General features: G+C 69.2%; 20 protein-coding genes and 2 tRNA genes. 12 read left to right on the forward strand and 10 right to left on the reverse strand.

Annotation, left to right across the window (positions count from 1 at the left end):
• Nucleotides 1–725 precede the first annotated feature (725 nt).
• The 7 genes from HK417_RS16695 to HK417_RS16725 form a co-directional block, all read right to left on the reverse strand.
• Nucleotides 726–1460 carry a hypothetical protein gene (locus tag HK417_RS16695; RefSeq protein ID WP_222268502.1) on the reverse strand — a complete coding sequence of 245 codons (735 nt, stop codon included), beginning with the start codon at nt 1458–1460 and terminating at the stop codon, nt 726–728.
• A 435-nt stretch (nt 1461–1895) separates the two neighbouring features.
• Nucleotides 1896–2714 (reverse strand): hypothetical protein, encoded by an 819-nt coding sequence (locus tag HK417_RS16700; protein ID WP_222268504.1) that lies wholly within the window; start codon nt 2712–2714, stop codon nt 1896–1898.
• 969 nt (nt 2715–3683) lie between these two features.
• Nucleotides 3684–4940, reverse strand: coding sequence for an AlbA family DNA-binding domain-containing protein (locus HK417_RS16705; RefSeq protein WP_222268506.1), 1257 nt, complete (start codon nt 4938–4940; stop codon nt 3684–3686).
• Nucleotides 4941–5146: 206 nt separating this feature from the next.
• Nucleotides 5147–6151 carry a hypothetical protein gene (locus HK417_RS16710; protein WP_222268508.1) on the reverse strand — a complete coding sequence of 335 codons (1005 nt, stop codon included), beginning with the start codon at nt 6149–6151 and terminating at the stop codon, nt 5147–5149.
• 57 nt (nt 6152–6208) lie between these two features.
• Nucleotides 6209–6349: a hypothetical protein gene (locus HK417_RS16715; protein WP_222268510.1), complete on the reverse strand. Its 141-nt coding sequence runs from the start codon at nt 6347–6349 to the stop codon at nt 6209–6211.
• Nucleotides 6350–6461: 112 nt separating this feature from the next.
• Complete coding sequence (locus tag HK417_RS16720) at nt 6462–6704, reverse strand: hypothetical protein (RefSeq protein WP_222268513.1); 243 nt, start codon at nt 6702–6704, stop codon at nt 6462–6464.
• A 406-nt stretch (nt 6705–7110) separates the two neighbouring features.
• Nucleotides 7111–7184: transfer RNA gene (locus tag HK417_RS16725), tRNA-Gly, on the reverse strand.
• Between the two features lie 62 nt (nt 7185–7246).
• Between HK417_RS16725 and HK417_RS16730 the strand changes: the two genes are divergently transcribed.
• The 7 genes from HK417_RS16730 to HK417_RS16760 all read left to right on the forward strand — a co-directional run bounded on the left by HK417_RS16730 (nt 7247) and on the right by HK417_RS16760 (nt 13952).
• A tRNA-Pro gene (locus HK417_RS16730) sits at nt 7247–7320 on the forward strand.
• Between the two features lie 93 nt (nt 7321–7413).
• Nucleotides 7414–8886, forward strand: coding sequence for a trigger factor (tig, locus tag HK417_RS16735; RefSeq protein ID WP_222268515.1), 1473 nt, complete (start codon nt 7414–7416; stop codon nt 8884–8886).
• Between the two features lie 288 nt (nt 8887–9174).
• Nucleotides 9175–9825 carry an ATP-dependent Clp protease proteolytic subunit gene (locus HK417_RS16740; RefSeq protein ID WP_439957929.1) on the forward strand — a complete coding sequence of 217 codons (651 nt, stop codon included), beginning with the start codon at nt 9175–9177 and terminating at the stop codon, nt 9823–9825.
• Nucleotides 9826–9827: 2 nt separating this feature from the next.
• On the forward strand, nt 9828–10457 hold the full coding sequence (locus HK417_RS16745) for an ATP-dependent Clp protease proteolytic subunit (RefSeq protein WP_222268517.1): 630 nt from the start codon (nt 9828–9830) through the stop codon (nt 10455–10457).
• Between the two features lie 316 nt (nt 10458–10773).
• Entirely contained in the window at nt 10774–12045 is a 1272-nt protein-coding gene (gene clpX, locus HK417_RS16750; protein WP_222268519.1) for an ATP-dependent Clp protease ATP-binding subunit ClpX, read from the forward strand.
• Nucleotides 12046–12199: 154 nt separating this feature from the next.
• Nucleotides 12200–12904: a DUF4230 domain-containing protein gene (locus tag HK417_RS16755; RefSeq protein ID WP_222268521.1), complete on the forward strand. Its 705-nt coding sequence runs from the start codon at nt 12200–12202 to the stop codon at nt 12902–12904.
• 136 nt (nt 12905–13040) lie between these two features.
• Nucleotides 13041–13952 (forward strand): DUF559 domain-containing protein, encoded by a 912-nt coding sequence (locus tag HK417_RS16760; RefSeq protein WP_222268523.1) that lies wholly within the window; start codon nt 13041–13043, stop codon nt 13950–13952.
• Nucleotides 13953–14007: 55 nt separating this feature from the next.
• Here the strand turns inward: HK417_RS16760 and valS are convergent, their stop codons facing one another.
• Nucleotides 14008–16593 (reverse strand): valine--tRNA ligase, encoded by a 2586-nt coding sequence (gene valS, locus HK417_RS16765; protein ID WP_222268524.1) that lies wholly within the window; start codon nt 16591–16593, stop codon nt 14008–14010.
• A gap of 19 nt (nt 16594–16612) precedes the next feature.
• Between valS and HK417_RS16770 the strand changes: the two genes are divergently transcribed.
• Together HK417_RS16770 and HK417_RS16775 are read left to right on the forward strand one after the other, a co-directional pair.
• Nucleotides 16613–17989 (forward strand): bifunctional folylpolyglutamate synthase/dihydrofolate synthase, encoded by a 1377-nt coding sequence (locus HK417_RS16770; protein ID WP_222268526.1) that lies wholly within the window; start codon nt 16613–16615, stop codon nt 17987–17989.
• The gene (locus HK417_RS16775) at nt 17986–18369 is read left to right on the forward strand and encodes a DUF4233 domain-containing protein (protein ID WP_222268528.1); all 384 of its coding nucleotides are present in this window, start codon (nt 17986–17988) and stop codon (nt 18367–18369) included. Before HK417_RS16770 ends, HK417_RS16775 begins: the two co-directional genes overlap by 4 nt.
• A gap of 15 nt (nt 18370–18384) precedes the next feature.
• Here HK417_RS16775 and HK417_RS16780 read toward each other — a convergent pair whose 3' ends face one another.
• Nucleotides 18385–18918: a Clp protease N-terminal domain-containing protein gene (locus HK417_RS16780; RefSeq protein ID WP_222268530.1), complete on the reverse strand. Its 534-nt coding sequence runs from the start codon at nt 18916–18918 to the stop codon at nt 18385–18387.
• A 1-nt stretch (nt 18919) separates the two neighbouring features.
• Nucleotides 18920–19144 (reverse strand): RNA polymerase subunit sigma-70, encoded by a 225-nt coding sequence (locus HK417_RS16785; protein WP_222268532.1) that lies wholly within the window; start codon nt 19142–19144, stop codon nt 18920–18922.
• 74 nt (nt 19145–19218) lie between these two features.
• Between HK417_RS16785 and ndk the strand changes: the two genes are divergently transcribed.
• From ndk to HK417_RS16800, 3 genes are all read left to right on the forward strand, one after another.
• Nucleotides 19219–19641 carry a nucleoside-diphosphate kinase gene (ndk, locus tag HK417_RS16790; protein WP_308123652.1) on the forward strand — a complete coding sequence of 141 codons (423 nt, stop codon included), beginning with the start codon at nt 19219–19221 and terminating at the stop codon, nt 19639–19641.
• 73 nt (nt 19642–19714) lie between these two features.
• Complete coding sequence (locus tag HK417_RS16795) at nt 19715–21643, forward strand: TIGR03960 family B12-binding radical SAM protein (RefSeq protein ID WP_222268536.1); 1929 nt, start codon at nt 19715–19717, stop codon at nt 21641–21643.
• A complete protein-coding gene (locus HK417_RS16800) occupies nt 21643–22410 on the forward strand; it encodes a TIGR03936 family radical SAM-associated protein (RefSeq protein WP_222268538.1) in 768 nt (255 codons plus the stop codon). The genes HK417_RS16795 and HK417_RS16800 overlap by 1 nt, the downstream gene beginning before the upstream one ends.
• The last annotated feature ends 31 nt before the right edge of the window (nt 22411–22441 follow it).

A 22441-nucleotide genomic window follows, 5' to 3' on the forward strand; every position in this document is an offset into this window, starting at 1 on the left:
ACGTCGCCGGACGGCCCCCGCATTCTCATCCCCAAGCGCGGCGATCCAAGATCGCCAACCGATACACCTCATGCACTGTCGGGCCAGCGACTCGTTGTGACGAGTAGATCGGGGCAGCGGCGGTGGGGGTAGGGCTTGGCGCCCTGCGGGGGAAGCGAACCTCCTTCGTCGCCGCCGTCCCTGTCGCCGAGATGGAGGAGGTGTGTCGCTCTTGATCTTGCATGTCTCCAGTGCTGCCAGCGAGCCCTGGGTGGGTGCGTGAAGTCGGTCGCGCGAACGCTCGGGTGGGTTAGCGAGCTTGTCGTTCGGCGAACCGAGGTGTCCCCCAAAGCGGCTCAAGGGACAGGCTCCGAGGTCCCCGGGCCGGACTAATGGGGTCGCCCGGCTGTGCGCGCAGCAGCGGATCTGGTCAGTCCTCGCCGAGTAGCGGGCCTAAACCGCAAGGCCGCCTAGCGGATGACGACCTCGTCGACCGTCAGTTCACCGCGCCGGAGCCGTCCAATGCCGATGTACAGGATCGGCCGCTCTGGCTTGCCCGTCGATATCAACAAGGTGGGGGGACGCCTGTCGTGCCGGCTGAGCGTCGGTCTGATGGATCGGGACTCTTGACGCTTGTGATGTATGGTTCCTCGCTTGACGGTTCGGGTGGAGACCTAGGCAAGACGGTCGCGAGCGACCCGCGTGGACCACTAAGCCGATGCAGGAATGTATATATCAAGATACGGTCAGGAGGAAGTGCGCGCAAGCAGGCGATCAGTTAGCTCCACCGTTGCGAGGTACCACCAGAAGAGCCAGTCGAGGAAAACCGGATCGTAATTCGACTGCTGATCGGCCCTGTTGTGACGAATAGCAAATCGATTGGCGATCATAAACAGCGCGTCCTCGTCCTTGCTCAGTAGTTCGGCTTTGAGGACCGCCTTGCGCTCTTCTAGTACTCCCGCCAGGACGAGAACTGCGGAGCGCTTGTCGTGTTCGGTGGCGCCGCGGGCGCGGAAGAGGGCCATCGCGTGCCTAACGCGGTCGCCGGTCGACTCATCAGTGCGCGCGGCCATGACGTGGCTCAGTTCGGCGCGAGCGTCGTCCGTTGCTGCAATGAGGCGGCCGCTGTCCTCGCCATCCTCCGCCAGTCTTAGACTTAAGTCGCCGCGATCCAAGAGTTGATTGACTTGCCAAACATAAAGACGCCGTCCAGAGTCGATTGAGAAGTCGCTGTGGTGCCAACCGCACCCGCCGTAGCTGTGCAACTGCCGCATTCGCGGTCGCGAGACTTGGTCATGCAGCACTTCGATGACGTCGAAAAAGGTGTCGGTGTCTTCGACAAGTCGCTCAATCCGTAAGGGCCAAAGCTTTGTGACTCCCAACTCCGACTCTAGGATATACGACGGATCTCCAGCGGGGTCGTCGACACAGTCCTTGCCGAAGGCCATCTCGAAGTATCCGCGCTTGTCCAACTCGTTCACCAACCGCGCGTACTCTCTAACAACTGACGCCATCGGCAGGCGGCCAGCGACACGACCTTTGCGTCGCTCCGACCAGTAAGGGGGGCGCGTGCTCGCCTCGGGAAGCTGGGGTGCTCGTCGGAGGAGGTTCACGAGAAAAGCACGCTGCTCGTCAACCCCACGCGGATTTTGGCCGAAACCGGACCGAGCGCGACTGGTGAAGTCGTTGCTTGGCGCACCGCCGAGGAAGGCATCCTCAAGCAAGAGTACGCAGCGGTCACTCCAGTCGTCGGCGCGGAGCTTTCCTTTGGCATTGACTAGCTCGGCTAGCTCCCTTTGGAACAGGTCAACGGGCCATCTCAGTCCGTAGTCTCCGCCGTCAAACATCCTTGCAAACCCACCTTCGCTGACGAAGAAATTTCACTCGCAGCCCACCTTGAGTATGGGTCATGTGTCTCAGGCTAGAACCAGCACGACTGCATTGCGCTGTACCAATAACCCGAGTTCTGCATCCGCGACAAGAGCGCTGGGCAAGGCTGCCTGGAAGACCGTTTGATCGCAGCGATCGAGACGCAGGCGACCTGCACTAGTAGAAACTTGCGTCAACAGTGTCGCAACGCGAGCGCTGAGCTGTTGGGTGCGCTTGTCGTGCCGGCCGACCACGATGGCTTCATTGGCGCCTCCTATGAAGGCTGCGACGGCGCTCGCCACAAGATTGTGAGTGTAATCCTCGCGATGCAAGCCTCCGAGAATCGGCATGTCGTGCTGATAGGGTGCCATGAGTTCATGGACCTCGGTATAGGATGCGGTGAACTCGGCGATGCGGAAGAGCTCATTGTCGGATTCCAGCAAGGAGGCCCTAAGTTCCGCGAGTCCCGGTGGGTTAGCTTCCCAGTCGGCGAATCGTGCAAGCTCCTTCTCGATGACCCAACTGTGCCTGTTCTTCACTTGAAATGTGTCGATCTGCCGAACAGTCATCCATGTGTCCCTAGGTCCAGCGGCTAGAAACGAGTACTCCGTCTCGCCAGTGTGGAAGTGTTCGTAAATCGCGCAGACTATGCGTCTCTGTCGAAGTCGCTCGGGCGTTGGCATGGCGATATCCGGCAGGATTGCCGCTAACGGCTGAGCCGCCGCCGATAGCTCTCTGAGGGCATCGCGGATGGCTCTCAGATTGTGAGAAGGCGCGCTCTCATGCTTGTCGGCATTGGCGGCTTCTCGCAGGACATGAACCGCGTCAGTGCGGTGCCATTCGCGATTACGCAGGTCTTCAGCCATGCGGTGTAGGGAGGCCCTGCTGGTGGCCCACGTTTGTTCGCTCGCCTTGAGGCTTCTCTCCCAAAGAGCAGCACCGTCGCGGGCGACCGACCCGACGTCCTCGTCGTCGTATCCCTGCAGCTCAAGCTCATCGAGGCGGCTGGCCAGGGCGGCTGTAGCGGCTTCTAAGTGATCAACAAGACGCACTGATCGTCCCCCCGAGCAACTGTCCGTATGGGACTCGCCGTCAGCTGTCCCACATGGATGCTGTCAGACGCCGTTGTCAATGAGGGCGATGGCCTCCGAGGTGGGTTGCGCGCCGTCAGTGACGGTGGCCGGATACGTGGCAGCGCCCAGCGGCAAGGCTCCCAGCCTTCGTCACACGGAGCCGGTTCCACATCGTGCAGACACCTGACGAGTAGACGCGGGACGTGCATGAGCCGGCGTCGAAGGAGCCCCTCATGCCGCCTCGGCTTCATCGGCTGCGTGGACGGCGGTCCATCACACTTATCCGAACGGACAGATGAGAACCTGGAGCGGGGCTTCGACCGAGAGTGATCCTGGTATCAACCTCCCGGTAGCCGCTGCCTGAGCCGCAGCTACCAACCAGCGTGCGGCAGTCGACTGCTCGAGACTCTGCCGGGTCCTGTGAACGTCCTGCCAACCGTTGTGCCCGAGGTCTGCTACCGGCTGAGGAGTGGGGAGGACCAGTCGCTAGGGCGTCCGTCCTGCACGACTGCGAGTCGGGGGCATTGCTCCTGGCCGATCTAACCACCGAGGACTGCGCCCGCATGGAGGAGCTGGTTGAGCAGTCCGCCGACCTTCGCTCTGGCGGTACCGATGCGTTCCTCGTTGCCATCGTCGACCGTCTTGGCGTCCGTAGGATCGCCAAATTTGACGCCGATACTTGACCGTCGTGCGGCGAGGCCACATCGCAGGGTGCCCTTCTCCGAAAAGAAAGAAGGTGCTCGGATAGCCCACAAGATCACTCTACGCCCACTGCTGCAAACCCTCGTCGACAGGCAGGACGTCCAAGAGCCTCATGACCTTGGGTGCCACGGGGATGGTGAGTTTCCCCGTCTGCACTGCATCGACGCCCGTCGATGTTATTTCGTAGTCGAAGGAGATCGTGTCTCCAGCATCGGGAGTCACAAAGATGTGGAAAGCGGACGACTTCTCGTGCCCCAATGGGCGCAGGTCATCGATGAGCAAGCGAATAACCGGCGGCCCCGGTTGCGACATGTCGACCTGGACCCAGCGGGACCCCGTGTCGATGGGGTCAATGTCGAAATCTGTAAGAGGTGGCACGAAAGGGAATATCCTGCCCGGTCGATCTGGCTCTCGGGGGAGCGTGGTGTGGAAACCTTCGCCTCCGTGTATGGCCCAAGCTACTGCCGGATCGGTGGTGCGCAGCACCATCTGAACGCGGGGGAGGTTGCGAACATCTGGGTTCCTTACCTCCACGACGAGTGATGTGCTTTGGTTCGCCACACGCGTCATGTACACCTGGAGCAGTCGCTTCCGCGTCTCAGAGAGGTGGTCGGCGATAGCTCGCAGAGCCTCACGTGACCTGTCTTGCATGCTCATGATCTCGCCTCGCCGGTGGATCCACTTGTCCTCGGCGTCGGGAGCGAACTGGAGGCGCAGCGCTGGACTTCCCCTATGCGACACAGCGAGGTTTAGTTGAGCGACCTCCGCAGGTCGCCGGGCAAGGCGCTCCTGCAGCATGTCGAGATCCGCGGCGGTATGAGGAGCCGTGTTGGCGGGACCACGGACGAAGATCGTCCCGGCCGGAGTGATCCTCTTGCCGTGGTATGCCTGACGAAGCTGCCAGATGTCGTCGCCCCACTGAGGTGGCTCGATCGCGATGACCAGGACTTGCTTGCCTTCCACGGTGATGTACTGCGGCGACCACTGCGGGTGGCGCACACCCAGGTAGGGGCTCAGCTTGTTGGCGAGGTCGACGCCGTCGATGGTCTCGATCCCTACCAGGTTGCCCGGCTCGGCGCCGACGACCATGTAACCGACGCCACCGAACTCCGCCGCTGCTTGGGCGACGTGACGGTTGGCCATGCCCAGGATGGTGCGAGCGATCGAGAAGGCCGCTTCCTTGCTGTTGAGGTCGAGGCTGCTCTTCCACTCGACGCTGCGGCTCTCGTCGTGCTCGCCGGCGGCCACCACCGCCTCGACCAGCCTCTTCAGCTCGGCAGGGTCTCGGAGGGCTTGGCCCTTCGGTATGTCGAGCACAGCACCTCGTTCGGTAGGTAGCGGAACGCCAGCGTACGGCTACCGAGGGCGTCGACGCCGGGTGTCCTTGGCCGTCCGCTGCTCCACCTCGTGGACGTGCTTGGGCACGGCCAGGGCGAGCAGGGCGCTGAAGGCGTTGTCGGGGGTTTGAGCCGCTCGCGGATGTCCTGGGCTTGGATTTGTGGACCCGTCCGGCTCGACCCCACTCACGGACGGCCAGGCTCCGACCGTTTTATGAGGTTACCTCCACCCTGTGAGATGTTAGCGGGGTCGTCCGTCTCCCGTTCGACGGTCGTGCCGACTGCCGGAGGGACCGACTCTGACTCCTCCGGGGAAAGAAACAAAGAACGTCCTTGCTCGCTTCGGGCGCCCCAGAAGGCGCGGAACAGTCGAAAGATCTCCGGAAAGAAGGCCACGGTCAGAGTTGCTAGAGCGGCTACGGTCCACCACCCGAGAAACGTTGACAGGAAGTCATTGACTGGCTTCAAAGAAACGATGGCGAGGGTCATCCCCGTTATAGCAGCCGTCAAGAAGACCAGCCAGTCGGCTGGCGGGCGCCCCCGCACGGCGGCCAGACAGCCAAGGGCCGCTATAAAAAGAGTGGCCCCCAGTTCGTAGTTGTGAAAGAAGCCCTCGACCAGCGGCGGATTGATTTCCCGAGACTTCCAAATAGGGAGCACCCATACGCCTCCCACGACCGCGCCGAGCAGCATCGATGACAGGCTGAAGACCAACAAGTTCTTGCTGGTTTCCGATAGAAGGTGGCGACTCAGGTCCGATGCGCCATTCGACGATCTTGGCTGCGACTCAACAACGAGGAGCAACAGCAAAGCGACGAAGGCGAGAAGCATCACCAGGGGAGCGGAGACCTCGAACTGGTCGGACAGCAGGTTGAAGGCGATCGCACTGAGGAAGATGGCTCCCACGCGCGTTGCAGCCGCCCTGTTGATCACAACCTCCAGAGCGTCCAGTGTTAACAGCTTGCCGATAGACGAGCCGAAGGCTGAGCCTATCGGCGGGAGTGCGTCGCGAGCTCCTTCACACGCGGCCCTGCGCCGCGTCACCGCCGTAGTTTGCCCTCGTTGTCCGTCGCCACGCGCGGACGGCCGGCAATCGAGGTTCAGACGGCCGACGCGCGGGGTGACCCGCCGCCGCAGAGCGGTCTCGGCGATGGTGACCGTCAGGGAGCTGGCGAGGGAACTGGCCAGCACTCACGTAATGGGGGAGGCTCGAGCGGGGCGCGCGCTGGCAGCAAACAAGGCGTGTACCTAGAGGGCGTTCTGCTCGATCCCGGGGACCAGTGGCAGAGTGACCTTGTCGACGTACTGGTGCACCCGCTCGATGTACTGCAGCTGGTCATCGGTGCGCTTGCTCTGCATCGCCGGGTGGCTGGGCAGCGCCTCCCGCATCGCGCAGGCCGTCGACGTCCTCCTCGACGGCGAGCAGCACTTGCGGCGTCGATTGAGCCACTGCTGTCGAGTGAATGGGTGACCCCGCGGGCCGGGGAAAGTGAAGTCTCGATCAGCTCACGTCCGGCTGGTGCTGCTCGTCGTCAGCGCGGTGCCTGCGCATGCCGATGCCCTTGCCGATGACCCGGCACTCCTGGCCGTCGAGGGTGAGCCGGCCGCACTCCTCGTAGCTGGGATCGTGAGCAAGCGTCGCCTCGCGGAGACTGCCGCCGGACCCGGGGACGTAGCCAGCCGCGGCCAGACGCTGGGAGTTGCTGCCGGAGCTGACGTTCCGCGGCGGGGTCGAGCAGCGCAACAGCCAGTACGCGCTCTACGCCGCCGTCTGCATACATGGCGGCCTGCAGCCGGATCTTGCCAGTGACGTCGGCCGGTGGAAGACCCCGTTGCGGAATGACGTCCTTGCCGTCGTCAACTACAGCCGCGCCGCAGCCGAGCGCCTCAAGGTGCCGGTGGAGGAGACCGTTGGGCGAATCGCCGCTCGGTAGGGCCTCCAGGTCGCCGCGTGACCAGTCGTGATCACGGTGAGGCGCTCCGGAGGAACGATCAAGGCTTTCAGCTGGCGTGTCCAGCCGCCCGGCGTGACCCATTCATGACCCACGCAGCGGAAAACAGCGGTCCTGAATGGGTTCAAGCGGGCCGTCCGGAGGGTCCTTCAGACCTTCTCCAGCTCGGCTAATAGGCCTTTGACCTGCGAAAACGCGTGGAGCGGGTGACCGGGATCGAACCGGCATGGCCAGCTTGGAAGGCTGGGGCTCTGCCATTGAGCTACACCCGCGTGCACCCGAGGGTGCCTGGACAGGGTACCGGCACGACCTGGTGCCTACACTCAGCCCGCCACGGGGTGTGGCGCAGCTTGGTAGCGCACCCGCTTTGGGAGCGGGGGGCCGTGGGTTCAAATCCCGCCACCCCGACCGTCGAGAGACGTATCTAGACTCGTGAGGAGCTGCGGCACCCGTCGGGTGTCGCCTCCCACCGTCTGTACCCGTCATGAGGAGCGCCGCGCTGTGAAGAGCACCATCGAGAACCTGGGCCCGACCCGGGTCCGGCTCGCGATCGAGGTGCCGTGGAGCGACCTCGACCACGCCTTCGGTGAGGTCTACAAGGAGCTCCGCAACCAGGTGCGCGTCCCGGGCTTCCGCCCCGGCAAGGTCCCGAACCGGGTCCTCGACCAGCGCGTCGGCCGTCCCGCCGTCCTCGAGCAGGTCGTCCAGCACGCCGTTCCGGAGGTCTACTCCGAGGCCGTGCGGGAGAACCAGGTCCGCGTCATCAGCCAGCCCGAGGTCGAGGTCACCCGCCTCGAGGACGGCGAGTCCCTGACCTTCACCGCCGAGGTCGACGTCGCCCCGCAGCTCGAGCTGCCCGTGCTCGACTCCCTGGCCGTGACCGTCGAGGACGTCGAGGTCACCGACGAGGAGATCGACCAGCAGGTCTCCGTCATGCGCGAGCGCTTCGCCACCCTCTCCGGCGTCGAGCGCGCGGCCGGGGACGGCGACTATGTCTCCATCGACCTCGAGGCCACGCTCGACGGCGAGGTCCTCGAGGACGGCAGCACCACCGGCATGTCCTACGAGGTCGGCTCCGGCAACCTGATGGCTGGCCTGGACGACGCCGTCCGCGGGCTGTCCGCCGACGGCACCGCCACCTTCACCACCCCGCTGCTCTCCGGCCCGAACGCCGGCGAGGAGGCCGAGGTCACCGTGACCGTCCGGTCGGTGAAGGCCAAGGAGCTGCCCGAGCTGGACGACGAGTTCGCCACCATGGCCAGCGAGTTCGACACCCTCGACGAGCTGCGCGACGACGTCCGCACCCGGCTCGCCCGCACCAAGGTCCTGCAGCAGGGCGCCCAGGCCCGCGACAAGCTGGTCGAGCAGCTGCTCGAGGCCACCGAGATCCCGGTGCCGGAGAAGCTCGTCGAGCAGGAGCTCTCGTGGCGCAGCCAGGCCATGGAGCGCGAGCTCGAGCAGGCCGGCATGGACTGGGACGCCTACTTCTCCGCCGCCGGCATCGAGAGCCGTGAGGCCTACGACGCCGAGACCCGGGAGAACGTCGAGCGCGCGGTCAAGACCCAGTTCCTGCTCGACGCGATCGCCGACGCCCGCGAGGTCACCGTCGACAACGAGGATCTCTCGGCGCAGATCATGGCTCAGGCCCAGCGCAACCGGATGAGCCCGGAGCAGTACGCCCAGCAGCTGCAGCAGGGCGGCAACATCGCCGACTTCGTCGCCGACGTCCGCCGCACCAAGGCGCTGGCCCAGCTGCTCGAGGAGGCGACGATCACCGACGCCTCGGGCAACGTCGTCGACCTGGAGGCACTGCGCCCGAAGACCGTGTCGGCAGGCGACGACGCCGAGGCAGACGAGGCCGAGGACGACGAGGGCGAGGACCCGACGGCCGCCGAGGCCACCGAGGTCGAGGCCACCGACGCGGCCGTCGCCGACACCGACGAGGACGCCGCCCCGGTCGCCGACAAGGCCTGACCCACCCCCTCGACGCCGCCCGCACCCTCCCCGGGTGCGGGCGGCGTCGTCGTTCCCGGCCGCACGACGCGCGACCCGGATGCGCCCACGGCGAACACCGGCCCCGACCGGGAAGATGGGTCGGGGGTGCGCGTTAGGGTCGACGTGACACCGACGCCATCACCGCACCCGAGTCCGGACGCCCCCGGCGCCCGCCTCGTCGGCGAGGACGTCGAGCGCACCCGAGTCCCCGACCCACCCGTTCCACGACACAGACTGCCGCGCAGTCCTACGGAGGTCACCGAACCCGTGAGCACCACTGACCCGTACCTGGCGAGCACGCCGCTGCTGCGTGCGTCCGCCGGGGGGATGAACCTCAACGACTCGGTCTACGAGCGCCTGCTCCGCGAGCGGATCATCTTCCTGGGTAGCCAGGTCGACGACCCGATCGCCAACCAACTGTGCGCCCAGATGTTGCTGCTGTCCGCCGAGGACCCCAAGCGCGACATCCACCTGTACATCAACTCGCCCGGCGGCTCGGTCAGCGCCGGCATGGCCATCTACGACACGATGCAGTTCATCGACTGCGACGTCGCCACCTACGGGATGGGCCTGGCCGCCTCGATGGGCCAGTTCCTGCTCACCGCGGGCACCAAGGGCAAGCGCTACGCCCTGCCGCACGCGCGGATCATGATGCACCAGCCCTCCGCCGGCGTCGGCGGCACCGCGGCCGACATCGCCATCCAGGCCGACCTGTTCCGGCGCACCAAGCTCGAGCTCAACGAGCTGCAGGCGCTGCACACCGGTCAGCCGGTCGAGCGCATCGCCGAGGACTCCGACCGCGACCGCTGGTTCACCGCGAAGGAGGCCCTCGAGTACGGGTTCGTCGACCACGTGGTGACCCGCGCCGAGACCATGACCGAGACCGACAACCCGGTCACCGACGGACCGGAGAAGTGACGATGAGCGACTTCCAGATGCCTTCCAGCCGGTACATCCTGCCCTCCTTCGTGGAGCGCACGAGCTACGGCATGAAGGAGAGCAACCCGTACAACAAGCTCTTCGAGGAGCGGATCATCTTCCTCGGGGTGCAGATCGACGACGCCTCCGCCAACGACGTGATGGCCCAGCTGATCACGCTGGAGTCCAACGACCCCGACCGCGACATCACGATCTACATCAACTCGCCCGGTGGCTCGTTCACGGCGCTCACCGCGATCTACGACACGATGATGTTCGTCCGCCCCGACATCCAGACCGTCTGCATGGGCCAGGCCGCCTCCGCGGCCGCCGTCCTGCTCGCGGCGGGGACGCCGGGCAAGCGGCTGGCGCTGCCGTACTCGCGCGTGCTCATCCACCAGCCCTCGGGCGAGGCCGGCGGCCAGGTCACCGACCTGGAGATCCACGCCGCGGAGATCGAGCGGGTGCGCACCCAGATGGAGCAGATCCTGGCCCGGCACACCGGCCAGAGCCAGGAGCAGGTCCGCAAGGACATCGACCGCGACAAGATCCTCACCGCCCAGCAGGCGAAGGACTACGGGATCGTCGACGAGGTCATCGCGAGCCGGAAGCTCAACGCGCTCCCGGCCTGAGGAAGCGACCGGGACGGGCCGAGGCCGCGCGTGTCGCGTCCTCGGCCCGTACCGTTCACCCAACCGCGGCGCTGCGGCCGGCAGTGCCACGGGAGAGCCGGGGCGGGTGTTACGGGCCGGACGACCGGGGTGAGTTCATCCCCGAGAAGGTCGGTCCCGCCGGGTAGGTTCGGCGAACGCCCGATTCCCCGGTCACTACCGCAGGGTTGTCACCGCAGGGACGATGGGATGCCTGGAACAGGGCGTCGACAGGGCACCACGCAAGCACGTACAGGGGACGACGGCGTCGTCCCCACCCGATCTGGAGGTCAGCCAGGTGGCACGTATCGGTGAGAGCGGCGACCTGCTCAAGTGCTCTTTCTGCGGAAAGAGCCAGAAGCAGGTCAAGAAGCTCATCGCTGGCCCCGGGGTCTACATCTGCGACGAGTGCATCGACCTCTGCAACGAGATCATCGAGGAGGAGCTCTCGGAGTCGTCGGACCTCAAGTTCGACGAGCTGCCGAAGCCGAAGGAGATCCACGCCTTCCTCGAGCAGTACGTGATCGGCCAGGACAAGGCCAAGCGCACCCTCGCCGTCGCCGTCTACAACCACTACAAGCGGATCCAGGCCGGCGGCGAGCGTACCCGCGACGAGGGCGTCGAGCTGGCCAAGTCCAACATCCTGCTGATGGGCCCCACCGGGTGCGGCAAGACCCACCTCGCGCAGACGCTGGCCCGGATGCTGAACGTGCCCTTCGCGATCGCCGACGCCACCGCGCTGACCGAGGCCGGCTACGTCGGTGAGGACGTCGAGAACATCCTGCTCAAGCTCATTCAGGCCGCTGACTACGACGTGAAGCGCGCCGAGACCGGGATCATCTACATCGACGAGGTCGACAAGATCGCCCGCAAGAGCGAGAACCCGTCGATCACCCGCGACGTGTCCGGGGAGGGCGTGCAGCAGGCGCTGCTGAAAATCCTCGAGGGGACGACGGCGTCCGTGCCCCCGCAGGGCGGCCGCAAGCACCCGCACCAGGAGTTCATCCAGATCGACACCACCAACGTGCTGTTCATCGTCGGTGGCGCGTTCGCCGGCCTGGACAAGGTCATCGAGCAGCGGACCGGCAAGCAGGGCATCGGCTTCGGCGCCGAGGTCCGCGGCAAGGCCGAGATCGAGGAGGCCAACGCCTTCGCCGAGGTCATGCCCGAGGACCTGCTGAAGTTCGGGATGATCCCCGAGTTCATCGGCCGGCTGCCGGTGATCACCAGCGTGCAGAAGCTGGACCGCGAGGCGCTGATCAACATCCTCACCGAGCCGAAGAATGCCCTGGTGCGCCAGTACCGGCGGCTGTTCGAGCTGGACGGGGTGGAGCTGGAGTTCACCGACGACGCGCTCGAGGCCATCGCGGACCAGGCGATCCTCCGCGGCACCGGCGCCCGAGGCCTGCGGGCGATCATGGAGGAGGTGCTCCAGTCGGTGATGTACGACGTCCCCAGCCGGGACGACGTCGCCACCGTCGTCATCACCAAGGACGTCGTCCTGGAGCACGTCAACCCGACGATCGTGCCCCGCAAGCCGGCCCGCGCCCCGCGGGAGAAGTCGGCCTGAACTCCCGCTGACCCCGTCGAACGGCCCGGTCCCCACCAGGGGAGCGGGCCGTTCGCGTTCCTGGGGTCCGGTGCGAAACGCCGCTGGCGTGGGAACACAGGTGGCGCACACTCTGCTGTAACGGGAGACCCCCGAGCGAGCAGGAGAACGCGTGATGCCGATGCTGCTGCAGGACCGAGACGTCCAGGGCGAGGTCGCGACCCGGCGGCGCCGGCCGCGCGGTCGGCGTCTCCTCGCGGCGGGGGTCGGCGTGGCTCTCGCTGTTCCGCTCGCCGGGCTCGCGGTCGACCGGTTCACCGGATGGGACCCGCTCGGGCAGGAGGTCGTCGACCGCAGCACGACCCCGTTGCTGCTGGCCCTCGACGACCTGCACGAGTACCACGCCGCGACCGGCACCTTCCAGGTCGTGATCGACCAGGAGCGCGACACCCCCCACGTCCCCTCGGTGATCAGCGGCGAGCGGACGACCCTGCTGGCCACCGGGACCGTCGACGCCTACGTCGACCTGGAGGACCTGGGCGCGGACCGCGTGACGCTGTCGGCGGACGGTGGGTCGGCGACGATCGTGCTGCCGGCGCCGCGGCTGGCGGAGCCGCGGGTGGATCCGACCGAGAGCCGGGTGCTCGACCGTGACCGCGGGCTCCTGGAGCGGGTGGGCGACGCGATTGAGGACGACCCGGTCGACGACAGCGCGCTCTACGCCGAGGCCGAGCAGCGGCTGGCCGCTGCGGCCGCGGAAAGTGACCTGCAGGACCGCGCGGAGGACAACACCCGGACGATGCTCACCACCCTGGCCGGTTCGCTCGGGGTGGAGGACGTCACGGTGACGTTCGAGCCCGCCCCCGGCGCCGCCGGCTGACCGCCAGCTGCCGCTACGGCGTGCGCTGAGGCCGGGGTTCTGCACGCAGAACCCGGCCTGAGCGCACACGCTGCGGCGCTGTCCACAGATCCACGCGGCCCCGACCTCCGTTGCTGTGTGGTCGCAAGATCTTCCGGTGGCCCGGGACCTCGATGCAGTGGTGGGGCCGGCTGGCTGGGCCACCCGTGCGGAGCTGGTCCGCCGGGTGGACCGCGGGACGGTGGACGCCTGGGTGGCCACCGGCCGGCTGGTCCGGCTGCAGCCCGCGCTCTACGCGACGCCGGCCGCGGCCGGTCGGTGGCGGACGAGGGTGGCGGCGATCGCGCGCACCCGGGACGGCGTGGTCAGCCACCGGACGGCGCTGGCGCTGTGGGAGCTCGTGCCGCCGCCGACCGACCCGGTCCACCTGACCGTCGAGCCCGGGCGCAGTGCGCGCGGCTCAGCCGGAGTGGTGCTGCACCGGGCTCCCGACGTGCGGGACGTCATGCGGCGGGTCGACGGCATCCCGGTGACGTGCGCCGAGCGCGCCGTGGTCGACTCCTGGGCACTGACCGGTGGGTTGCCGCGCGCCGCGGTGCGGGCCGCAGCGATCGACGCCGTCCGTCGACGGCTCTGCTGGCCGGCCGACCTCGCGGCCGAGCTGGCCCGGCGACCGCGACTGCGTGCCCGTGCGGAGCTCGCCGGGCTGGTGGATCTGCTCGCCGCCGGGTGTCGCAGCGAGCTGGAGGTCTGGGGATGCCTGCACGTGCTGCGGACCCCGGGGATGCCCCGGTTCGTGCAGCAGTGCCGCGTGGTGGTGGCGGGGGAGCGGTTCGACCTGGACGCCGCGTACGAGGAGGTCCTCCAGGCCGTCGAGCTGGACGGCGCCGCCTGGCACGGGTCCCGTCGGCAACGCGAGCAGGACATCCGCCGGGATGCGTTGCTCGCCACCGTGGGCTGGCAGACGCTCCGGTTCAGCTACGCGCGCCTGACCGGGGAGCCGGAGGCGTGCCGCCGTGACGTCGTTGCCGCCCACCGAGCCCGGCAGCAGCTGTTCGGAGCGCGCTGAGGCCGGGTTCGTCGGCGGGGAACCCGGCCTCAGCGCACTCCGTGAGACCGGGGGGTCAGGCCTCCGAGGGCTCCGCGAGGACGACGTCGACGGTCAGCGGCCCCTCGCCGGCGACCACGCTCAGCGAGGCGATCCGCCCGGCGGAGGTGAGGTCGACCCGGGCCGCCTCGACCAGCGCCACCTGCGCCTCCGGGGCGGTCACCGTGGCCGTGGCGACGTCGGCCCGCATCGACTGCTTGGCCTCCGACTTGGCCTTGCGCACCGCGGCCAGCGCCTCGGCGGCCACCGCGGGCACCGCGGGGTCCCCGCCGGCCGGCAGCTCAGCAGCCGTGGGCCACAGCGCGCGGTGCACCGAGCCGCTCTGCCACCACGACCAGACCTCCTCGGTGACGAAGGGCAGCACCGGCGCGAACAGCCGCAGCTGCACCGACAGCGCCAGCGCCAGCGTCGCCTGGGCCGAGCGGGCGGCGTCCCCGGTCGAATAGGCGCGGGACTTCACCAGCTCCACGTAGTCGTCGCAGAACGACCAGAAGAACGCCTCGCTGACCTCCAGGGCCCGGGTGTAGTTGTAGGCCTCCATCGCCGCGGTGGCCTCCTCGACCACCGACGCCAGCGTGGCCAGCAGTCCCCGGTCGATCGGCTCGGTGACCTGCTCGGCCGACAGCCCTGCCGAGGCGCCGAGCCCGAGCACGAACTTCCCGACGTTGAGGATCTTGATGGCCAGCCGGCGGCCGACCTTCATCTGCGCCTCGTCGAACGGCGAGTCCGCCCCCGGCCGGGCACCGGCGGCCCGCCAGCGCACCGCGTCGGAGCCGTAGCGATCCAGCACGTCCAGCGGCGTGGTCGCGTTGCCCTTGGACTTGGACATCTTCTTGCGGTCGGGGTCGACCACGAACCCGGAGATCGCCGCGTGCGACCACGGCACGGTGCCGAACTCGTAGTGCGACCGGACGACGGTGGAGAACAGCCAGGTCCGGATGATGTCGTGCGCCTGCGGGCGCAGGTCCATCGGGAACACGTGCGCGAACAGCTCCGGGTCGGTGTCCCAGCCGGAGGCGACCTGCGGGGACAGCGACGAGGTGGCCCAGGTGTCCATGACGTCCGGGTCGGCCATGAAGCCCCCGGGCACGCCGCGGTCGGCCTCGGTGAAACCCTCCGGCACGTCCGAGGACGGGTCGACCGGCAGGGCCGACTCGGGCGCCAGGATCGGGTCGTCGTACGAAGGCTCGCCCTCGGCGTCGAGCCGGTACCAGACCGGGAAGGGGACGCCGAAGAACCGCTGGCGGCTGATCAGCCAGTCGCCGTTGAGGCCCTCGACCCAGTTCTCGTACCGGTGCCGCATGTGATCGGGGATCCACTGGATCTCCCGGCCGCGGGCGACCAGCACCTCCCGGAGGTCGGCGTCCCGGCCGCCGTTGCGGATGTACCACTGCCGCGTAGTGACGATCTCCAGCGGGCGCTCGCCCTTCTCGAAGAACTTCACCGGGTGGGTGATTGGCGTCGGGTCACCCTGCAGGTCGCCGGACTCGCGCAGCAGCTCCACGATCCGCTGCTGCGCGCTGAACACGGTCTTGCCGGCCAGCTCGGCGTACGGCTGGTCGGGCACCCCGGCCGGCGGCTCGGCAACCAGCCGGCCGTCCCAGCCCACCACCGGGCGGGTGGGCAGTTGCAGCTCCCGCCACCAGGTGACGTCGTTGAGGTCGCCGAAGGTGCAGATCATCGCGATGCCCGAGCCCTTGTCCGGCTCGGCCAGCCGGTGCGCCACCACGGGCACCTCGACCTCGAACAGCGGCGTCCGCACGGTCTGCCCGAACAACGGCTGGTAGCGCTCGTCGTCAGGGTGGGCGACCAGCGCGACGCACGCCGGCAGCAGCTCGGGGCGGGTGGTCTCGATGAACACCGGGCCGTTCGCGGAGTGGAACGAGATCCGGTGGTAGGCGCCGGGGCGCTCCCGGTCCTCGAGCTCGGCCTGGGCCACCGCGGTGCGGAAGGTGACGTCCCAGAGGGTCGGGGCCTCCTGGGCGTAGGCCTCGCCGCGCGCCAGGTTGTGCAGGAACATCCGCTGGGCGGTGGCCCGGGAGGTCCCGGAGATGGTCCGGTAGACGTTGTTCCAGTCCACCGACAGCGCGACCCGACGCCACAGCTCCTCGAAGGCGGCCTCGTCGACGGCGGTGAGGCGCTCGCACAGCTCGACGAAGTTGCGCCGGGAGATCGGCTGCTGGTCCTTGCCGGGCTTGGCCGGCGGCTGGAACCCCGGGTCGTAGGGGAGCGAGGGGTCGCAGCGGACGCCGTAGTAGTTCTGCACCCGGCGCTCGGTCGGCAGCCCGTTGTCGTCCCAGCCCATCGGGTAGAAGACGTGCCGCCCACGCATCCGCTGGTAGCGGGCCACGAGGTCGGTGTGCGTGTAGCTGAACACGTGCCCGACGTGCAGTGACCCGCTGGCCGTCGGCGGCGGGGTGTCGATGGCGAAGGTGTCCCCGCGGGGGGCCGCCAGCGCGGCCGCCCGGTCGAAACCGTAGGTGTCCTCGGTGGCCCAGCGGGCGACCCACTTGTCCTCGAGGCCGTCCAGGGAGGGCTTGTCGGGTACGGCGCCCGTCGGTCCCGGGGCGGTGCTGTCCGGGGCGCGGGTGTCGGTGACCATGACTGGCATCCTAGGAGCGATGAGCACCTCCACTTCCCCAGGGCAGGCAGCCGGGGGCCCCGAGCTGGCCAGGGTCGAGCAGGCGCTCCTCGCGCGCTGGCCCGAGAGCCGGCTGCAGCCCTCGCTCGCCCGCATCACCGCGCTGGTCGACCTGCTGGGCTCGCCGCACCGCGCGTTCCCCGTCGTCCAGGTCACCGGCACGAACGGGAAGACGACGACGGCCCGGATGATCGACGAGCTGCTGCGCGGCTTCGGGCTTCGGGTCGGCCGGTTCACCAGCCCGCACCTGGAGTCGATCCGCGAGCGGATCGTGATCGACGGGGAGCCGATCAGCGCCGAGCGCTTCGTCGAGGTGCACGACGACGTCGCGCCCTACGTGCAGATGGTCGACGCCGGCAGCGATGTCCCGATGTCGTTCTTCGAGGTCATGGTCGCGCTGGCCTACGCCGCGTTCGCCGAGACCCCGGTGGACGTCGCCGTGGTCGAGGTGGGCATGGGCGGCACCTGGGACGCCACGAACGTGGTGGACGCGAAGGTCGCCGTCGTCACCCCGGTGGCGCTGGACCACGCCGAGTACCTCGGCCCCGACGTCGCCACGATCGCCGGCGAGAAGGCCGGGATCATCAAGCCCGAGTCGATCGCGGTGCTCGCCCACCAGCCGGCCGGCGCCCTAGAGGCCCTGGTGCGCCGGGCGATCGAGGTCGAGGCCACCGTCGCCCGGGAGGGCACCGAGTTCGGCGTGCTGGAGCGGCGGGTCGCCGTCGGCGGTCAGCAGGTGCGCCTGCAGGGGCTCGGCGGCGAGTACGACGAGGTCTACCTGCCGCTGTTCGGGGCGCACCAGGCGCAGAACGCCGCGGTCTCGCTCGCCGCGGTGGAGGCGTTCCTCGGTGCCGGGGCGGCCAGCGGGCCGGTCGCCCAGGACGTCGTCCGGGACGCGTTGGCCGCCGTCCGCTCGCCCGGCCGCCTGGAGCGTGTGCGCAGCTCCCCGGCCGTGCTGGTGGACGCCGCGCACAACCCGGCGGGGATGGCCGCGACCGTCGAGGCGGTCCGGGAGTCCTTCGACTTCACCCGGCTGGTCGGCGTCGTCGGCTGCGTCCGCGGCAAGGACGTGAGCGGCATCCTCGAGGCACTGGAGCCGCTGTGCGCCGAGCTCGTCGTGACGCAGAACAGCTCCACCCGCGCCCTGCCCGCCGACGAGCTGGGCGCCCTGGCGGTCGACGTGTTCGGCGCGGACCGGGTCAGCGTGCACCCGCTGCTGCCCGAGGCCCTGGAGTCGGCGATCGAGCTGGCCGAGGCCGGCCCGGACGACGCCCTGGGCGGATCCGGCGTGCTGGTCACCGGCAGCGTCATCACCGCGGGGGAGGCCCGCACGCTGCTGGCCGGCCGGCGCTCGTGACCTCGCCGGACAAGCCCCGGGCCGCCCGCGCCCTCGGCGGGGGCGCCGCGGCGGTCCTGCTGCTGGAGGGCATCGCCGTCCTGTTCGTGCCGCGCGGCATCGCCCAGACCGGCGAGGGGCTGACGACCACCCGGTTGGTCCTCCTCATCACGCTCGCAGCGCTGCTGGTGCTGGCCAGCGGGGTGCAGCGGCGTCCGGAGGGCCTGGTCGTCGGCACGGCGCTGCAGGTACCGCTGCTGCTGACCGGCCTGCTCGGCCCGGTGATGTGGCTGGTCGGCGGGGTGTTCGTGCTGATCTGGCTGTACCTCCTGCAGATCCGCAAGGAGCTGGTCGGCAGCCCGTTCGGCCCGCCGCCGGCCGATCCGCCGGCGGCGGGCTGACCTCAGGCGCCGGGATCAGGCGGCGGACGAGTCGCCGAGCTGTCCCTCGAGCGACCCGGGGGCCACCCCGAGGTCGGCCAGCACCCGCTGCACCAGCGGGTCGGCCACCGCGAGGACGCCGAGCAGCACGTGCCCGCTGTCGATCGCCCCGCCCCGGCGGCGGCCGCGGCGCAGGACGGCGCGCAGCGACTCCTCCAGGGCGCGCTTGCTCCCGTCGGCGAAGGGGATGTGCCCGCCGGGCTCGGGCCGGCTCTGCTCGAGCGCACCCGGCCCGAACGCCGCCTCGGCCGCGGCGCGAACCTGCTCCAGGTCGATCCCGAACGCGGCCAGGGCGTCGGCGTCCAGCGGGCTCCCGGCCCGGGCGACGGCGGACCGGGCCGACTCGTGGTCGACGCCGCACGCGCGCAGCGCGGCACCGCCCCGACCGTCGTCCTCGGTGAGTGCCAGGAGGAGGTGCACCGGCTCGATCTTCTCGGCGCGCAGCTCGCGGGCCTCGCCCTGGGCGCCGACGACCACGCGCCGGGCCTCTTGTGTGAAGCGTTCGAACACCTCAGTCGTCCTTCCTGCTGCGGGCGTGCTTCTTGTGGACGGCCTGCCGGGTGACGCCGAGTGCCTCGGCGATCTGCTGCCACGACCAGCCGCGTCCCCGGGCGTTGCCGACCTGGAGGACCTCCAGGCGGTCGGCGAGCTCGCGGAGGGCACGGATGGCGCGCAGCCCGACCGCTGGGTCGTCGGCGGCGGCCGCGGTGGTCACGTCGGTGGTGGGTCCGGCCATGACGTCAACATTGGTTGACGTTCCCCTTCTTGTCAACCGCAGTTGACATGGGACTTCCCGTACGCTGCCGCACCGTGTCCGCACCCAACGCTGAACGCACGCTCGTCCTCGTCAAGCCCGACGGCGTCGCCCGCGGCCTCGTCGGTCAGGTGATCGCCCGGCTGGAGGCCAAGGGCCTGCGCCTGGTCGCCGCCGAGCTGCGCACCCTGACCGCCGAGGTCGCCGAGACCCACTACGCCGAGCACCGCGAGCGGCCGTTCTTCGGCTCGCTCGTGGAGTTCATCACCAGCGCACCGCTGGTGGCCCTGGTCGTCGAGGGACCGCGCGCCATCGAGGCGTTCCGCGCCCTCGCCGGCGCGACCGACCCGGTGAAGGCCGAACCCGGCACCATCCGCGGCGACTTCGCCCTCGAGGTGCAGTCCAACATCGTGCACGGCTCGGACTCCCCGGAGTCCGCGGCCCGGGAGATCGCGCTCTTCTTCCCCGGGATCGCCTGAGCCCCCGAGGGGCAGAAGTGGCCACTTCTGCCCCTCGGGTGCGGGGAAGGGGTGCGTCTACCCTGGACAGGTCATGACTGGTGAGTCCCTGTACCCCCGCCTCGAGCCGTTGCTGGCCCAGGTCCAGAAGCCGATCCAGTACGTCGGCGGTGAGCTCAACGCCCAGGTGAAGCCCTGGGACGACGTCGCCGTCCACTGGGCGCTGATGTACCCCGACGCCTACGAGGTGGGGCTGCCCAACCAGGGCCTCATGATCCTCTACGAGGTGCTCAACGAGCGCCCCGACGCCCTCGCCGAGCGCACCTACGCGGTGTGGCCGGACCTCGCCGCCCTCATGCGCGAGCACGGCGTCGGGCAGTTCACCGTCGACGCGCACCGGGCCGTGCGCGACTTCGACCTGCTCGGGGTCAGCTTCGCCACCGAGCTGGGCTACACGAACCTGCTCGAGGCGCTCGACCTCGCCGGGGTCCCGCTGCACTCGGTCGACCGCGACGAGAGCCACCCGGTCGTCGTCGCCGGCGGCCACGCCGCCTTCAACCCCGAGCCGGTCGCCGACTTCGTCGACTGCGCCGTCCTCGGGGACGGCGAGCAGGTGGTCGGCGACATCACCGACGTCGTCGCCGCCTGGAAGCAGCAGGGCCGTCCCGGTGGGCGGGTCGAGCTGCTGGCCCGGCTGACCCGCGTCGACGGGGTCTACGTGCCGCGTTTCTACGCGGTCACCTACACCGGCGACGGTGCGATCGCCGAGGTGCTGCGCACCCGCGACGACGTCCCCGCCCGGGTCGGCAAGCGCACGGTCATGGACCTCGACGAGTGGCCGTACCCGAAGCAGCCGCTGGTGCCGCTGGCCGAGAGCGTGCACGAGCGGATGAGCGTGGAGATCTTCCGCGGCTGCACCCGGGGCTGCCGGTTCTGCCAGGCCGGGATGATCACCCGCCCCGTGCGCGAGCGCACGATCACCGGGATCGGCTCGATGGTCGAGCAGGGCCTCAAGGCCACCGGCTACGAGGAGGTCGGCCTGCTCTCCCTCTCGAGCGCCGACCACTCGGAGATAGGCCAGATCGCCAAAGAGCTGGCCGACCGGTACGAGGGCACCAACACCGGGCTCTCCCTGCCCAGCACCCGGGTCGACGCCTTCAACGTCACCCTGGCCAACGAGCTCTCCCGCAACGGCCGGCGCAGCGGGCTGACCTTCGCCCCCGAGGGCGGCAGCGAGCGGATCCGCCGGGTGATCAACAAGACGGTGTCCAAGGAGGACCTGGTCCGCACGGTCACCACGGCCTACGCCAACGGCTGGACCCAGGTGAAGCTGTACTTCATGTGCGGTCTGCCCACCGAGACCGACGAGGACGTGCTGGAGATCGCCGACCTGGCGGTCGAGGTGATCCGGGCCGGCCGCGAGGCCAGCGGTCGCAAGGACATCCGATGCACCGTCTCCATCGGTGGCTTCGTGCCCAAGCCGCACACCCCGTTCCAGTGGGCCGGGCAGGCCAGTGCCGACACCATCGACTCCCGGCTCAAGCTCCTCCGGGAGGCGATCAACAGCGACCGGCGCATCGGCCGCTCCATCGGCCTGCGCTACCACGACGGGAAGCCCGGCGTGATCGAGGGCCTGCTCTCCCGCGGCGACCGCCGCGTGGGTCGCGTCATCGAGCGCGTCTGGCGGGACGGCGGCCACTTCGACGGCTGGAGCGAGCACTTCTCCTTCGACCGGTGGACGACGGCCGCGGCCGAGGAGCTGGCTCCCTTCGGCGTCGACCTCGACTGGTTCACCACCCGTGAGCGCACCGAGGACGAGGTCCTGCCCTGGGACCACCTGGACTCCGGGCTGGACAAGGAGTGGCTCTGGGAGGACTGGCAGGAGGCGATCTCCGAGGAGGAGGTCGGCGACTGCCGCTGGACCGGCTGCTACGACTGCGGGGTCTGCCCGACCATGGGCACCGAGATCCAGATCGGTCCCACCGGCCGAAGCCTGCTGCCGCTGACCGTGGTCGGGCGCTAGTGGCCCGCCAGCCCGACGGCCCGCCCCCGCCGCCCACCGTCCAGCGGCTCCGGCTGCGCTACACCAAGCGCGGTCCGCTCCGCTTCGCCTCCCACCGGGACCTGGCCCGGGCGCTCGAACGGGCGCTGCGCCGGGCGCAGGTGCCGATGGCCTACTCCGCGGGCTTCAGCCCGCACCCCAAGATCAGCTACATCGGGGCGGCGCCGACCGGGGCGGCGTCGGAGGCCGAGTACGTCGAGATCGGCCTGGCGGAGCGCCGGGACCCCGAGGCGGTGCGCGCCGCGCTCGACGTGTCGCTGCCGCCGGGGATCGACGTCGTCGAGTGCGTGGAGGCGGTCGAGGGCAGCGGCTCGCTCGCCGATCGCATGGAGGCCACCCGCTGGCGCGTCGACCTGGCCGGCATCGAGCCGGAGGCGCTGGTCGCGGCCGTGGAGGCGTTCCTCGCCCAGGAGGCGGTGCTCGTCGCCAAGCGCACCAAGAACGGCACCAAGGACGTCGACGCCCGCGCCGCCGTCGTCCGCGCCCGGGTCTCCGGAGAGGCAGGTTGTGCCATACTGCACATGGTCGTACGGCAGCTCACGCCGACCGTGCGGCCGGACGACGTGATGGCCGCTCTGGCTGCCGTCGCCGACCTGCGCCCGCCGACGCCCCCACGGGCCGTGCGAGAGGCGCAGGGCCGGCTCGACGACAGCGGTGACGTCGCCGATCCGCTCGGGCCCGACCGTGCGGTGCGCTCCTGCTGCCAGGAGGGGCGCGCGCAGGTCTGACCGGCGGAGCCGGGGGCTGGGCGTCGTCGCC

This window comes from Modestobacter marinus, assembly GCF_019799945.1.
GTDB lineage: Bacteria > Actinomycetota > Actinomycetes > Mycobacteriales > Geodermatophilaceae > Modestobacter > Modestobacter marinus_B.